This is a genomic window from Segatella copri (genome assembly GCF_009495355.1).
Taxonomy (GTDB): domain Bacteria; phylum Bacteroidota; class Bacteroidia; order Bacteroidales; family Bacteroidaceae; genus Prevotella.
This window is the reverse complement of record NZ_VZAD01000072.1, coordinates 74,841-89,708: the sequence shown is the minus strand read 5'-3', so window position 1 is coordinate 89,708 and position 14,868 is coordinate 74,841. Positions and strand designations below refer to the sequence as shown.

Genomic DNA, 14,868 nt, shown 5'->3' with positions numbered 1-14,868 from the left:
GTTCAATAAGTTACATCATGAAAATATAAAAAAACAACGATATGAAAAAGTATTCCAAACTGATTGTAGCGGCCATTGTCGCCTTGATTTTTGTAGGGACATTCGTCTTCCTGTATCAGAAATCTCAACCCAAAGCTACCGAGTATAGCGAGTTTGTACCTAAGATAGGTGATGTGTTGAAAACCACCGTCATAACAGGTAAGATAGAACCACGCAACGAGGTAAGCGTAAAGCCACAGATAAGCGGTATCATTACCGAGATTTGCAAGGAGGCTGGCGACTATGTGCAGGCTGGCGAGGTGATAGCCAAGGTAAAGGTGATTCCCGATATGGGACAGCTTAGCAGCGCTCAGGCTCGTGTGCGACTGGCTGAAATCAATCTGAAACAGGCACAGGTAGACTTCGGACGTGAGGACAACCTGTATAAGAAGCAGTTGGTTAGCGCCGACGAGTTCGACAAGGTAAAGCAGGCCCTCAAGCAGGCACGCGAGGAAAAGGTGGCTGCCGAAGATGCTCTCGAAGTTGTACGTGATGGTGTGTCGAAGAGTAATGCCAATGCCTCTTCTACCCTCATACGTTCCACTATCTCGGGTATTATTCTCGATATTCCTGTCAAGGTGGGCAACTCGGTCATTCTTTCCAATACCTTCAATGACGGTACTACCATAGCCAGTGTGGCAAATATGAACGACCTTATCTTCCGTGGCAACATCGACGAGACTGAGGTGGAAAATCTTGTTATAGGAATGCCGATGAAGATCACCATTGGTGCCATGCAGGATCTTAAGTTTGATGCCGACTTGGAGTATATTTCTCCTAAGGCTGTAGAGAACAATGGTGCCAACCAGTTTGAGGTGAAGGCTGCTGTTCGTTCTGTCAAGGGTGGCAAGATTCGCTCTGGCTATAGTGCCAATGCAGAGATAGTTCTGGCCAAGGCCTTGAATGTTGTTACCGTGCCCGAGAGTGCCATCGAGTTTAGTGGCGACAGTACCTTTGTATATATTGTCAAGGGTAGTGGTGAGAAGAAAACCTATGAGCGCAAGCAGGTGGTGACAGGACTGAGCGACGGCGTGAATATTGAGATCAAGAAGGGCTTGTCGCTGAAAGACAGAGTGAGAGGTCCTGAGATTGTGGCAGACAACAAGGATGATGAATAAGCATACTAATAAATAAAGCATGAAAATGATGAATATCCGTTTTACTATATTGTCGGCAATGGCTTTCTTTGCTTTGGGCGAGGCTCAGGCACAGAAGGCATGGAGCCTTCGCCAGTGCATCGACTATGCTTTAGAGCACAATATCACAGTGAAGCAGATGCAGAACATACGCGAGCAGCAGGCTTTGCAGCTCAATACCAATAAGAACTCTCGCCTACCCGACCTCAATGCCTCGGTTGGCGAGAACATCTCCTTCGGTCGTGGACTGACGGCACAGAATACTTACGAAGACCGTACCACCAGTTCTACCTCTTTCTCATTGGGAACAACAGTCTCTCTCTTCGATGGCAACAAGACGACCCACAACATACGTCTTAGCAAACTCAATCTTGATGCAGCTGATGCCGACCTGAGTAAGGCACGCAACGATTTGAGTATGAATGTGGCCAAGGCATACATCGAGGCTCTCAATAATATGGAGATAGCCGATGTGGCTCGCCGACAGGTGAGTATCGACTCCATGCAAGTGGCTCGCCTGCAGACTATTGTAGAGAACGGTAAGGCAAGTGTGGCAGAACTCTCTCAGCAGAAAGCTGCTTTGGCGCAGAGCCAGCTTACGCTTACCACAGCCAGCAACAACTGCCAGCTCTCCCTACTCGACCTGTCGCAGTTGCTCGAACTCCCCTCGCCCGATGGCTTCTCTATCCTGCGTCCTGAGACCTCGCATATCAATCCCGAGTCTTATGTGCCTGCATCTCCCTCTGTCGTCTTTGCCGATGCCCTTGTGAGCAAACCCGAGATCAAAGCACAGGAGTTGCGTGTTAAGGGAGCCGACCATTCTGTTCTTATAGCCAAATCGGCTTATTATCCTCAACTGGCGTTCAATGCAGGGCTGGGCAGCAACTATTACAAGACGAGTGGTTTTGATGCCGAATCGTTTGGCAAGCAACTTAAAAACAATTTCAGTCAGTATCTTGGTTTGAGTCTCAACGTGCCTATCTTCAATCGTTTCTCCACCCGCAACAGTGTGCGTTCAGCCCGTATAGACCGTGACAATCAGGTACTTAAGTTAGAGGATGCCAAGAAATCTCTTTATAAGGAGATTCAGCAGGTGTACTACAATGCCATAGCTGCCGAGTCGCGCTATGTGAGCAGCCGACAGGCTGTGGCAAGCAATGAGGATGCCTTCCGGCTTACTCAGGGAAAGTACGAGAATGGTAAGGCCAGCATTACTGAGTTTAATGAGGCTAAGAACAATCTCCTCAAAGCACAAAGCGACATGGTGCAAGCCAAGTATGAGTCGCTCTATCAGAATAGTCTTCTCGACTTTTATCGTGGCAAGAGTCTTGACTTTTAGGTCAAGGCTCTTGCTGTTTGTATGCTCGGCATGAGTTTATTCTAATGGTTGGGGATATGCCAAGAGAAAGCAAAAACTTGAAGAGTACATAGGGGGTGGTAGGTTATTTCAGTTTTTTATTATCAGCAGTGTAAGTAAAATCAAATTTATTTGTGTTGTCTGTTCCTTTATAATACCAATATTTTCCTGATGTATTGTTCGTAAAGTCATATTTGTAATAAGTCCGCGTGGAATTTTCAGTATAGGATGTTACCCATCTGCTAACCTCAATCGTTTTACCTGATGCCATAGATTTAATGACCGACTGGATGTAAAGCTTCTAAACTTCCTCTTTACAGCATCCAAAAATGCTAAAGTCTTCAAAGCCTTTATTTTCGTACCCCAAGCCCTCTGTTAGTACATCTTTCAAAGAGGGAGAAGCTTGTGCATTTTTATTTGTTCTATTGTTTTCTATTGATAGGTCTGCAACCATATTTCCACTCTCATCATATAAGGCATCGTTCCGAAGATAAAACATATATCCGTTTATCTCAAACGGACGACCTATACTATCAGTTTTCGTCACTACGGGAACAGGCTTGTCAAAATCTCTAAAGGACATATAGAGTCCATAGCCTCCAACCAATATTATTCCACATAGTATTAAAATAGCGAAGCAACGTGTGATGATTTGCTTTCCGTTAACCATAAGCAGTTTAATATACCATATCCTTAATCCAAATATATCCATCTGCTCGGCAGAAGATATTTTTGTACCTACTAAGCCGCGCACTTACCTGATTGACAGGTAGTACAGCATTGTCACCTCTTGAATATAAACGACGGGTATTTATGTAATCGGTAACGTCTTGGATGTGTTGTTTCCCTCCACCCAATTCATTTATAGCCTTAATCATTGCTTCGTGTAAAGTCATCACTTCTAATTATTTGTTACTATTAATCAGTTCGTCTGGTGGGCTGATACACAAAAAAGCGCAGCCCCGCCATATCTCTCTCAGGCTCACTACAAGAGCCAAAAACGCTATGGAGAAGTCTGCGCTATGGAGCGCGACCTCTGCGTTTTTGGATATTTGCTCGTTTTCTTTTCCGAGGTGGTGATTCGAGAGAGAAAATTGAGCAATAAGTTATGCCTCTTAAGAGAACACGGTCCAAATTTACAAAAACTTTCCCAAATAATAGGCATTCCAAAGGAAAAAGTGAAAAATAAAGGCACATAAACCAAATTGAAAAGAAGGAAAGGGGGCTTGATATAGTATTCCGCCCCCTATTCCATGTTAGCGTCTGATTCCTCTCCGTTGTTCTTGCCCTATCCCGAATTGCCCCTTAAACCATTGAGCAATGGGTGTCTGGTTGATATGTAGGAACAAGTTACGCTTCTCATCCCTTATCACTTGTGCCGTGACATTATCGGCAAGAACGTTGCGCCTGTACTCATTTGAATGAAGCCACCCACTATAATTGACTGCATGCCCGTATAGCAGTTTATTGGTCTGTTCCATGTTGAAGCCACAATCCTGACACTCATGCTCCATATTGAAGAAGCGTTTGAAACTCGGAAACCACTTATAAGTCTTGTCAATAAGGCGTTTCAGATTGTTCACCTCTTGTTGGTGCTTCTCATTGGTGCGGTTAAGTTCCCTTGCATGGTTGTCGTTTAACTTCTGCATGTCGGTGTGTAGCCTTTCAATCTGCTCATTCAAATCTTCAACCTCCCTGTGCAGTTGGGCATTCTCTTTCTCTAATCGGTTCACCTTGTTGTCACCAAGAAGAGAATTTAGTCCGTTGAGTGCTGTGGTGGCAGTCTTTGTGGCGGAGTTCTTCAATTCCTCCGTCTTAGCCTCTGCCTTGATACGGGCAAAGTCTTTCCTTGTCTGTTCCGCCTCTGCTATCACCTCTTTTGCCTTTTCCTGTTCTTTCAGTAGTTGTGTGATATTCGCCTGCAAGTCCTCGCCCTGTGCAATGAGGCTGCGGTAATACTCATGCATGGATATGTGCTGCGCCTCTGAGCCTTTGACGCCTCTCTGCAATCCGTATGCTGCCATCTGCTCTATCTGTTCCATATCGGCATGGGTGCCAGTGAGTACGATGCGGATGGCCTGTACCTGGTTCTTGCCAATCTTCCGTTTCAGTCCTGCTGTATTGAGGTGGTGCTGGATGGCTACTGTTCGGTTACGAACACCATCGGGGAACTGGATGAGTTCACGGTTAAGGTGTGTCCTTGTCGGGTCGGTGTTCTTGGATTGTATGGTTCTCTCAATATGGGCAGACATGCCGCTGTCCGCTCTCTTTGCTTTCTCTAAGTGTAATACTGCGTATCCCATTTATTTGTTAAAATTTATTCGTTTGACATTCTGTTTCTTTGGTCTTTTGTTTCTGTCTGTGTTCGGCTTCTGCCGACCTTGTAAGAGCCAAAAGCCACCACATTTCTTAATCTCCGAGGTCGATTGACGGGGTTACGATTTGGCAACTTAACTCTTGCCGCAATCTTCCCAGATTTGCGTAGAGCCTCCCGACCGTATTGCTTCGTATTTCCTCGAAATGCCTTTATCTATGCATTTTGTTGCGTTAATTCTCCAAAATTGCTTTTCAAAGTTAGACTTTTTGCGTAACTTTGCAGCCGCAAAGTAATAAATGACATTTATGAATGATAAGATAAAAGAATTTGAGGTCATGGCACCAGTAGGCTCACGCGAGTCGTTGGCTGCTGCCATACAGGCTGGTGCAGACTCGGTATACTTCGGTATTGGCAAGTTGAATATGCGTTCACACTCTGCCAACCATTTTACCATCGACGACCTGCGCGAGATAGCTGCTACCTGCAATGAGCACGGCATCAAGACCTATCTGACGGTAAATACCGTGATATATGATGATGATATTGCTACGATGAAAGAAATCATTGATGCAGCCAAGGAGGCAGGCATCTCGGCGGTTATAGCCAGCGATGTGGCTGTCATGGCCTACTGTAATGAGGTAGGAGAGGAGGTACACCTTTCTACCCAGCTCAACATCTCCAATACAGAGGCTCTGAAGTTCTATGCCCGTTTTGCTGATGTGTCGGTACTGGCACGCGAACTGAATATGGACCAGGTGAAGCATATCCATGAAGAGATAGAACGACAGAACATCTGCGGCCCTATGGGTAAGAAGATAAGGATAGAAATGTTCTGTCATGGTGCTTTGTGTATGGCAGTATCGGGCAAGTGTTATATGAGTCTTGCCAATGCCAACCGTTCAGCCAACCGTGGAGAGTGTGTGCAGATATGTCGTCGAAGCTATACGGTTACCGACAATGAAACAGGCAATCAGCTCGAGATAGACAACAAGTACGTGATGAGTCCTAAAGACCTGAAGACAATACGCTTCATCGACCGTATGATGGATGCTGGTGTGCGTGTGTTCAAGATAGAGGGACGTGCACGTGGTGCAGAATATGTATACACCGTAGTGAAATGCTACAAGGAGGCCATCGCCTCTGTGCTCGACGGAACCTTTACCGAGGAGAAGAAGGATGCCTGGGACGAGAAACTGGCAACTGTCTTCAATCGCGGTTTCTGGGACGGATATTATCAGGGACAGACTCTTGGCGAATGGAATAAGCACTATGGCTCTGTAGCTACCGAGAAGAAGGTGCTCGTGGGCAAGGTGATGAAATACTTCTCCAAGCTTGGTGTGGCAGAGGTGGCTATAGAGGCTTCTGAGATTGAGCAGGGACAGAAACTGCTCATTACGGGCAACACCACAGGTGTGATGTATCTCCATGCCGATGAGATCCGTTATGATTTGAAACCTGTAGAGCTGGCCAAGCAGGGCTGGAGAGTATCTATCCCTGTGCCTGGCAAGGTGCGCCCTAATGACAAACTATACAAACTGATAACTGTAAACGAAATAAAGGAGATAAAATAATGGCAACAATCAACGAATTGCAGGACGAGGTAGTAGAGGAGTTTCAGGACTTTACCGACTGGATGGACAAGTATCAGATGCTCATAGACTTGGGCAACGAACTGACTCCTCTCGACGAGAAATACAAGAACGAGCAGAACTTAATCGACGGCTGTCAGAGCCGTGTGTGGCTGCAATGTGACTATAAGGACGGTAAACTTGTCTTCACAGCCGACAGCGATGCGCTCATCGTAAAAGGCATTATAGCCCTTTTGATACGTGTGTTGAGCGGTCATACTCCTTCTGAAATCATGGATGCCGACCTGTATTTTGTAGAGAAGATAGGACTGAAGGATCACTTGAGTCCTACTCGCAGCAACGGTCTCTTGGCCATGATCAAGCAGATACGTATGTACGCCTTGGCTTATAAAACAAAGGAAGCAGAGGGAAATGCGTAAGTTAAGAACGATAGAGATGAACCGCCTCACGCTGGAGGAGTTCAAGGAAGCAGAGAAACTGCCCCTGATAGTGGTTCTCGACGATGTACGCTCTTTGTATAATGTGGGAAGCGTGTTCCGTTCGTGCGATGCCTTCAGGGTAGAGGGTGTTTATCTGTGCGGCATTACTGCCACGCCTCCTAATGCCGAGATACACAAGACTGCTCTTGGCGGAGAGGACAGCGTAGACTGGGAATACTTCAAGACCACCGAGGAAGCTGTGGAGAAATTGAAGGAGAAAGGCTATTTTGTATATAGTATCGAGCAGGTGGAAGGATCTACCAAACTGCAGAATCTCCCTGATGCTCATAATACTTCACACTCTACAGGCTATGCCGTTATTTTCGGCAACGAGGTAAAAGGAGTAAAGCAGGACGTGGTGGATATGAGTGATGGTTGCCTTGAGATACCTCAGTTTGGCACCAAGCACTCGCTCAATGTCAGCGTTACGGCAGGAATCGTGGTATGGGAGTTTGCCAAACTCCTGAAGCTATAGACAAGTTTGGAAGAAAAAAAGTTTTTTACCTAAATATGACTTATAAGAATCAATTGATAAATGGCCTGAAACAAGGATTTTTGTTTTATGCCTTTTCCACAATATTGATAGCTATTCAGTTTAGCTTCTACATCGTGGGTAGTCCCATCCTCGACTATATGGATTTAGAGGGATGGGTTTTCTTTGCAGCATCTTGTGTGAGCCATGCCTCGCAGTTTGCCTTGGTGCCTTATCTGTTGGGCATCCTTGTGCTGTTCTGCCGTTTTCCCAAGACAGCAAGGGTTGTGCAGATAGTGGGCGTGGTGTTGCTCTGTGTGCTCAACTATCTTAACTCTCAGGTTTATGCTATCTACCATTTCCATATCAATGGCTTTGTGTTGAGTATGGTTTTCGGTGAGGGAGCAGGAGAGATATTCAACTTCGATGCCTTGCTTTATCTTAAGGAAGCAGGACTATTTGCCATCGTTGCCGCCATTGTAGTGGGCGTTTGGTATCTGTCACATCGCGTGTGGCTGTTGAGGAAGAAAGCTTATGTTTGGTTGGTGGCAGGTATTTTCGTAGGCTGTACACTTTATGCTCATCTATGGCATATCTATGCTGCATTCTATCAGCATCAGTCGGTGATGAAGAGCGCTACCTTGCTGCCTTATTATTTCCCTACTACCTCGAATGGTTTGTTGCTCAAATGGGGCTGCAAACAGCCAAGAGGAGTGGGGCAGACCAGTGGTCGACAGAGTACAGACTTGCTGTATCCCGTACATCAGCTTGAGACGGTGGAACCCGATTCTCTGCCCAATATTGTGGTTATCTTGTTAGATTCATGGAATCGCAGGGCACTTACTCCAGAATGTATGCCTCATACCTATCAGTTTGCTGAACAGAATCAATGGTTTGCCAATCATGTGAGTGGCAGCAATGGTACGCGAAGTGGTGTGTTCAGTCTCTTCTTTGGTTTGTCGTGCTATTATTGGGAGAGTTTTGAGCCGGCTCGTGTCCAGCCATTGCTTATCCGCAGACTGCAAGCTCTGGGCTACGACATTCAGACTTATCCCAGTGCTACATGGGCAGACCCTCCTTTTGGAAGAGTTATCTTTGGAGGTGTGCCCGGCATACACACCGAGACCAAGGGCAATACTGCCTTGGAGCGTGATACGAGAGTGGCCAATATGTTTATTGCCGATATGGAAGGCAGAAAGGACAAGAAAAAGCCTTTCTTCTCGTTCCTCTTCTTCGACCTACCCCATAGTTTTGAGTTGCCAGCCGACAAGAACAAACATTTCCAACCAGCATGGGCGTTTGCCGATTATACCAAGCTTAACAACGATATGGACCCAACTCCTTTCTGGAACCTGTATCGCAACACCTGCTATCAGGACGACTTGCTGTTGGGCAAGGTGTTTGAGGCCTTGAAAAAACAGGGACTTATGGATAATACCATCGTTGTGCTGACAGGCGACCACAGTCAGGAGTTCAATGAGAATCATCGCAACTACTGGGGACATAACAGCAATTTCTCAGTTCATCAGATAGGAGTGCCAATGATATGGCATGTTCCTGGACAACAGGCACATAAGTACACACATCGTACTACTCATTATGACATGGTTCCTACGTTGATGAAAGAATATTTGGGTGTGAAGAATCCTACAGACGACTATTCTATGGGTCGGCTGATGACCGATAAGACTCCGCGTCTGTGGCATGTGGTGGGAAGCAATCTGAACTATGCTTTCATCATAGGCAAAGACAGTATTTTAGAGAAGACTGCTCAGGGTTCTCTTGATGTCTATGATGCCAAGATGAATCCTGTGAAGAACTATGTGTTGCCTGCCAAGCAGTTTGATAAGGCTATGAAACAGCTGAATCGCTTTTTCAAGTAAGTGATGGTAAAAAATAACAAGGACCATGAGCATGAGTGCTCATGGTCCTTTTTAGTATCAATGAAATGATTTATTTTCCTTTCCATAATCCGTGCAGGTTGCAGTATTCGCGGGCAGTCACCTCGGTGGCGTCTGTCATGAATATAGCCTCGGGTTTCTCGCCTGGTTTCAGTTCATGGCGCAACACATCGGTAGGGGTGAGTAATTCTATCCACTCGATATAGTGCTCGGGAAGCATCGGATGTTCTACGCTTCCTACCGTTACACGATATCCGCCCTCGATAGGTTCTATCACAGGCACATGCTTCTCATAAGCTCCGTCGGTGGCGTTTTCTTCCATCAACTGCATGGGTTGTCCACAGCAACTCAGAACGGCTCCTGAGTGCAATACTTCTACTACGTTGCCGCAGATAGGGCAGCGGTACACTTGTCTTGTTTTAGTCATCATGTTTCCTCCTATATAAAAAAGTTAAAAGAATGAGTGGGTTAGTGACTCATATCAGTCCATGGGGCTGAACTCGTCTTTGCCTACTCCGCACAGAGGGCAAACCCAGTCGTCGGGAATGTCTTCGAAAGCTGTTCCTGGTGCTATACCGCCTTCAGGATCGCCTACTTCTGGGTCGTACACCCAGCCACATACATCACATACATACTTTTTCATAATGTTTCGTTTTAAAAAGTTATTTTTTAAGGTTAATTACTTTCACTATTCATCATGATGATGATGGATAGATGTGGCAAATATATAACTTTTTTGGATAAGTTCCAAATTATTCTGTGCAAATGATGTTAAATGTAAGTTCTTTTAAGTCAAAGCGATAAGATTACTGTATTGCATTGGCATGGTCTTCTTTCTTTGTTTCGAGCGAATCTTTGCGCATCTGTTCCTTCTGCTTCTTAACTTCTTTGTATTCGCTCTTGTAGTAGTGTGCGAAGTTGGCAAAGGGTTCGGTGATGACGTCAGAACTGCTGGCCGTATAGGTGTGTCCATAAGGGTCGATCGCCTTGATGGTGATATGGGCATCGGGATTCTTGGGCTCATAATAGTACAGGTGGTTCATGATGAGGTAACCATTCTGCTTGCTGACGAACCAGTAGGATACCGATTTGCTGTACTTGTGGTGATAACCCGTGGCAAAGGCATCCTGTCCCTTGCTGCTGATGCGGTGCATGGGATATTGTCTGCCGTCTTCGATGGCATATATCTTCCAACGGCTGTCGGCATTGAACACATTGGCTATCAGTACATTCTTTTTTGATGGCAGGTTCCAATCGTCGGCGTATGATTCCTGATTGAAGTTGGTTTCGGCACGAAAGAGTGTCATCTGCTTGTTGGCTTTCCAGAATGTGCCCTTGTAGTAGCAGTCGGCGAGGTGGGTGCCTTCGAAGGTATAGACATAATAGCCATTGGGCGTTCCGCAGATGTTTACGTTCGACTGCCAGATGTTTCCGCAGGCGGCAGCATGGCAATGCTCCATGACATGGCGTCCCTCATATTCTATCTCATGGTTGCAGGCAAAGTGGGTGTGACCGCAGAAGAGTTCGTATCCTCCCTCGAATGATTCTAAAAGAGCAAGCAGCGACGACAGGCGGGAAGACGTGAAGTGTCCTTTCTCGCTCTCTATGCCAACGGGTTTTGCCTTTCTGTAGGGGGCGTTGCCAAAGGTGAATGGAATGTGGTAGCAAAGTATTACCTTCTTATTTTTGGGGGTGAGCGCGAGGTCTTGTTTGAGCCATCGCATCTGCGAGGCGTGCAGTTCGCCAGGCGAATAATAGGCCTTGCCCTTGGTGAAGAAACAATTGTTGATGCATACATAGTGCTCATCGCCACGGTCGAAGGAATAGTCGGTAGGTCCGAAGTTTTCCTCCCATTTGCGTTTGTAGAGTGACTTTCCGTCCTGGTCGTGGTTGCCTATAACGGAGAAGAGTCGCATCTCTGACGAGCCTAAAGCCTCGCGAATCTGACGTTCCAGTTGTGGATTGTAGCCACCATAGTATTGTACATCATCGCCCATACTGAGTCCATAGACGGGTGTACCGGGTTTCTGGTCTCTGATAGTTTGTCGGATGTCGCGCATCGTCTGGGTAGTAAATCGTTCTACGTCGCTTTTCTTGATGGGATTGTCGTCTGGCGAGTCGTAATAGGGGCTGATGGCATTGGTAACCTGCGGGTCGCCGATAACGATCATCTTATACTGCCTCTCCTTGCCATAAGGCAGGCGGGTAAGCGTAAAGTCGTATATCTTCTTTTTAGCTTTGACAGCCTGATAGAAGCAAGCCGTGCGGTCGGTATCAGAATGGGTGGGAACCTCGCAATCGGCTGGAACAGAATAGTATATAAACCGTGCCAGACTGTCTCGCTTCATCTTGTATCTGCCTGTAGAATCGGTTTTCACACAGGTGTAGCCATCGCTGACGATGACGTCGGCCACTCCGTTCCCCTCCTCGTCGGTAAGAGTTCCGCTGATGGTGTAGTCTGTTTTTCTGACTACAGGTTTCACCTTCTTAATGGTGTCTTTGGGCTGTGGCTTTTCCTTTGCCACGATATTGGGTTTAGGAGTGGGGGCGGGTGGTGTAGAGGCTTTTCTGCCAAAGTGTAAAGTCATGCCTATTGCCACAAGTATGCAGCAAGTGATGGCTAAAGCTATGATGTATGTTTGTCGTTTTGTCATATTTGCTTTTCTGTTGGTCTTCTTTCGTAACTCAACTTTTCGATACAAAAGTACGTAATTATTATCGAAAACGTTCAAAAGGAAGCTCTTTTCCATCAAAAAAACATTAAATTAATGTAGAATCATTTTGTTTTCTCCTCATTTTTTCATATTTTTGCAATTCTGATGATACGGCTGGAAAAGTCATGGTATAGCCGTTTCGGGACAAATAAATTAGTACAGAAAATAAACAATGGCAAACAACGATAAAGGTCTGACGCCCATGATGAGGCAGTTTTTCGAGATGAAGGCAAAGCATCCCGAGGCATTGTTGCTCTTCAGATGTGGCGACTTCTATGAAACATATTGCGAGGATGCGATAGAGGCTTCCAGGGTTCTCGGCATCACGCTGACACGTCGTAACAATGGCGGTTCGGCAGGTGGAGCAGAGATGGCTGGTTTCCCTCATCATGCTCTCGACACTTATCTGCCCAAGTTGATAAGGGCTGGTAAGCGCGTGGCTGTTTGCGACCAGCTGGAAGACCCTAAGAAGAAGCGTCAGGAAATAAAGGGCAAGAAAGGACTGAGCCAGATGGACAAGATGGTGAAGCGTGGCATTACCGAACTGGTGACACCGGGTGTGGCCATGGGCGATAATGTGCTGAACTACAAGGAAAACAACTTTCTTGCTGCCGTGCACTTCGGAAAGGCGGCCTGCGGTGTGGCTTTCCTCGATATCTCTACAGGAGAGTTCCTGACAGGAGAGGGAACTCCCGATTATGTGGAGAAACTGATGGCAAATTTTCAGCCTAAAGAGGTGCTTTATGACCGTGCCATGAAGTCGAAGTTTGAGCAGGCTTTCGGTACCAAATACTGTACTTTCGAACTGGACGACTGGGTGTTTACAGAACAGACAGCTCGCCAGAAACTGTTGGGGCATTTCAAGACCAAGTCGTTGAAGGGCTTTGGTGTGGAACACCTGAAGAATGGTGTTATCGCCAGCGGTGCCATCATGCAGTATCTTGAGATTACTCAGCATACCCAGATTAACCATATCACGGCCCTCTCGCGCATAGAGGAAGACAAGTTTGTACGCATGGACCGCTTCACCATACGTAGTTTGGAACTTGTAGCTCCGATGCAGGAGGATGGTTCTTCGCTGCTGAATGTTATCGACCGCACGGTAACGGCCATGGGTGGACGTATGCTCCGCAGATGGCTTGTATTCCCTTTGAAGGATGTACGCCCTATCAATGAGCGACTCGACATCGTGGAATATTTCTTCAAAGAGCCAGAATTCCGTCAACTACTGGATGAACAGCTGCATCGCATAGGCGACCTGGAACGTATTATTTCCAAGGTTGCCGTGGGCAGAGTTTCTCCACGTGAGGTAGTGCAGCTGCAGCATGCCCTGGAAGCCATTCGGCCTATCAAGACAGCTTGCGAGCATGCCAAGAATGAGGCTTTGAGACGAGTGGGAGAGCAACTCAATCTGTGTGATACGCTGAGGGAACGCATCGCCAAGGAGATACAGCCCGATCCGCCTCAGTTGGTTAATAAGGGAGATGTTATAGCCGATGGCTATCATGCCGAACTGGACGACCTGCGTGCTATCAGCCGACATGGAAAGGACTATCTGCTCAAGATACAGGAGCGGGAGATAGAGAAGACGGGTATATCGAGCCTTAAAGTGGGCTATAACAATGTCTTTGGTTATTATCTCGAGGTTCGTAATACCTTTAAGGACAAGGTGCCTGAAGACTGGATTCGCAAGCAGACTCTGGCGCAGGCAGAACGTTACATCACCCAGGAACTGAAGGAATATGAGGAGAAGATTCTCGGTGCAGATGAGAAGATATTGATCTTGGAAACGCAGCTTTTCAATGAGCTGATTGTTGCCATGCAGGAATATATTCCACAAATACAGATCAACGCCAACCTGATAGCCCGAATGGACTGTCTGTTGTCGTTTGCAAAGGCTTCGGACGAGAACAGATATGTAAGGCCTGTGATAGACGACTCGCAGGTGCTCGACATCAAGCAGGGACGTCATCCTGTTATCGAGACCCAGTTGCCATTAGGGGAAAGATATGTGCCTAATGATGTGTTGCTTGATACAGAGAAACAGCAGATAATGATGATTACGGGTCCTAATATGGCTGGTAAATCGGCTCTGTTGCGACAGACGGCTTTGATAGTTCTGTTGGCTCAAGTGGGTTGTTTTGTTCCTGCTGAGAGTGCGAGAGTAGGTTTGGTGGATAAGATCTTCACCCGTGTGGGAGCCAGCGACAATATCTCTTTGGGAGAGTCTACCTTTATGGTGGAGATGACAGAGGCTGCTAACATTTTGAATAATGTATCGCCTCGCTCGTTGGTGCTCTTCGACGAATTGGGACGTGGTACTTCCACCTATGACGGCATCTCTATAGCATGGGCCATTGTGGAGTATCTGCACGAGCATAAGAAGGCTCAGGCGCGTACACTCTTTGCCACTCATTATCATGAACTTAACGAGATGGAGAAGAACTTCGCGCGTATCAAAAACTTCAATGTGAGTGTGAAGGAGGTGAGCGGAAAAGTTATCTTCCTGCGCAAGTTGGAACCAGGTGGAAGTGAGCATTCTTTCGGTATTCATGTAGCTGAGATAGCGGGTATGCCCAGAAGCATTGTAAATCGTGCCAACGTGATACTGAAACAGTTGGAAGATGATAATGCGGGAGTAGGGGGTGCAGGCAAGCCTAATGTAAAGCATCTTGATGAGCAGAAGGAGGGTATGCAACTCAGTTTCTTCCAGCTTGATGATCCTGTGTTGACGCAGATACGTGATGAAATCCTCGGTTTGGATGTCAACAATCTTACCCCGGTAGAGGCATTGAATAAGCTCAACGATATCAAGAAGATATTGTTGGGAAGATAATTATCAAGTAGGGTGTATCAAAAAGGAT

The 14,868-nt window shown here is 46.5% G+C and carries 12 protein-coding genes; 7 read left to right on the top strand and 5 right to left on the bottom strand.

Translation table 11 applies throughout. The features are described from left to right. Positions 1-41 precede the first annotated feature (41 nt). Together F7D20_RS09705 and F7D20_RS09700 are read left to right on the top strand one after the other, a co-directional pair. Positions 42-1,157, top strand: coding sequence for an efflux RND transporter periplasmic adaptor subunit (locus F7D20_RS09705; protein WP_158463871.1), 1,116 nt, complete (start codon positions 42-44; stop codon positions 1,155-1,157). 19 nt (positions 1,158-1,176) lie between these two features. After that, positions 1,177-2,514 carry a TolC family protein gene (locus F7D20_RS09700; protein WP_158463870.1) on the top strand — a complete coding sequence of 446 codons (1,338 nt, stop codon included), beginning with the start codon at positions 1,177-1,179 and terminating at the stop codon, positions 2,512-2,514. Positions 2,515-2,833: 319 nt separating this feature from the next. Here F7D20_RS09700 and F7D20_RS09695 read toward each other — a convergent pair whose 3' ends face one another. Together F7D20_RS09695 and F7D20_RS09690 are read right to left on the bottom strand one after the other, a co-directional pair. Continuing rightward, a complete protein-coding gene (locus tag F7D20_RS09695; protein ID WP_158463869.1) occupies positions 2,834-3,244 on the bottom strand; it encodes a hypothetical protein in 411 nt (136 codons plus the stop codon). A 544-nt stretch (positions 3,245-3,788) separates the two neighbouring features. Beyond that, positions 3,789-4,835 carry a plasmid recombination protein gene (locus F7D20_RS09690; protein WP_158463868.1) on the bottom strand — a complete coding sequence of 349 codons (1,047 nt, stop codon included), beginning with the start codon at positions 4,833-4,835 and terminating at the stop codon, positions 3,789-3,791. A 319-nt stretch (positions 4,836-5,154) separates the two neighbouring features. Between F7D20_RS09690 and F7D20_RS09685 the strand changes: the two genes are divergently transcribed. Genes F7D20_RS09685 through F7D20_RS09670 form a run of 4 tightly spaced genes read left to right on the top strand, consistent with a single transcriptional unit; the run spans position 5,155 to position 9,272 of the window. Further along, positions 5,155-6,420, top strand: a complete 1,266-nt coding sequence (locus F7D20_RS09685; RefSeq protein ID WP_158463867.1) for a peptidase U32 family protein — start codon at positions 5,155-5,157, stop codon at positions 6,418-6,420. Further along, positions 6,420-6,857 carry a SufE family protein gene (locus F7D20_RS09680; protein ID WP_158463866.1) on the top strand — a complete coding sequence of 146 codons (438 nt, stop codon included), beginning with the start codon at positions 6,420-6,422 and terminating at the stop codon, positions 6,855-6,857. The genes F7D20_RS09685 and F7D20_RS09680 overlap by 1 nt, the downstream gene beginning before the upstream one ends. Beyond that, positions 6,850-7,392 (top strand): RNA methyltransferase, encoded by a 543-nt coding sequence (locus F7D20_RS09675; protein ID WP_158463865.1) that lies wholly within the window; start codon positions 6,850-6,852, stop codon positions 7,390-7,392. Before F7D20_RS09680 ends, F7D20_RS09675 begins: the two co-directional genes overlap by 8 nt. A 35-nt stretch (positions 7,393-7,427) precedes the next feature. Continuing rightward, a complete protein-coding gene (locus F7D20_RS09670; RefSeq protein WP_158463864.1) occupies positions 7,428-9,272 on the top strand; it encodes a sulfatase-like hydrolase/transferase in 1,845 nt (614 codons plus the stop codon). 70 nt (positions 9,273-9,342) lie between these two features. Here the strand turns inward: F7D20_RS09670 and F7D20_RS09665 are convergent, their stop codons facing one another. From F7D20_RS09665 to F7D20_RS09655, 3 genes are all read right to left on the bottom strand, one after another. Continuing rightward, entirely contained in the window at positions 9,343-9,717 is a 375-nt protein-coding gene (locus F7D20_RS09665) for a desulfoferrodoxin (protein ID WP_158463908.1), read from the bottom strand. Positions 9,718-9,771: 54 nt separating this feature from the next. After that, a complete protein-coding gene (rd, locus tag F7D20_RS09660; protein WP_158463863.1) occupies positions 9,772-9,933 on the bottom strand; it encodes a rubredoxin in 162 nt (53 codons plus the stop codon). 163 nt (positions 9,934-10,096) lie between these two features. After that, positions 10,097-11,944, bottom strand: coding sequence for a calcineurin-like phosphoesterase C-terminal domain-containing protein (locus F7D20_RS09655; RefSeq protein WP_158463862.1), 1,848 nt, complete (start codon positions 11,942-11,944; stop codon positions 10,097-10,099). Positions 11,945-12,176: 232 nt separating this feature from the next. Here F7D20_RS09655 and mutS point away from each other — a divergent pair, with 232 nt between their 5' ends. After that, positions 12,177-14,840, top strand: coding sequence for a DNA mismatch repair protein MutS (gene mutS, locus F7D20_RS09650; RefSeq protein WP_158463861.1), 2,664 nt, complete (start codon positions 12,177-12,179; stop codon positions 14,838-14,840). Positions 14,841-14,868: the final 28 nt, after the last annotated feature.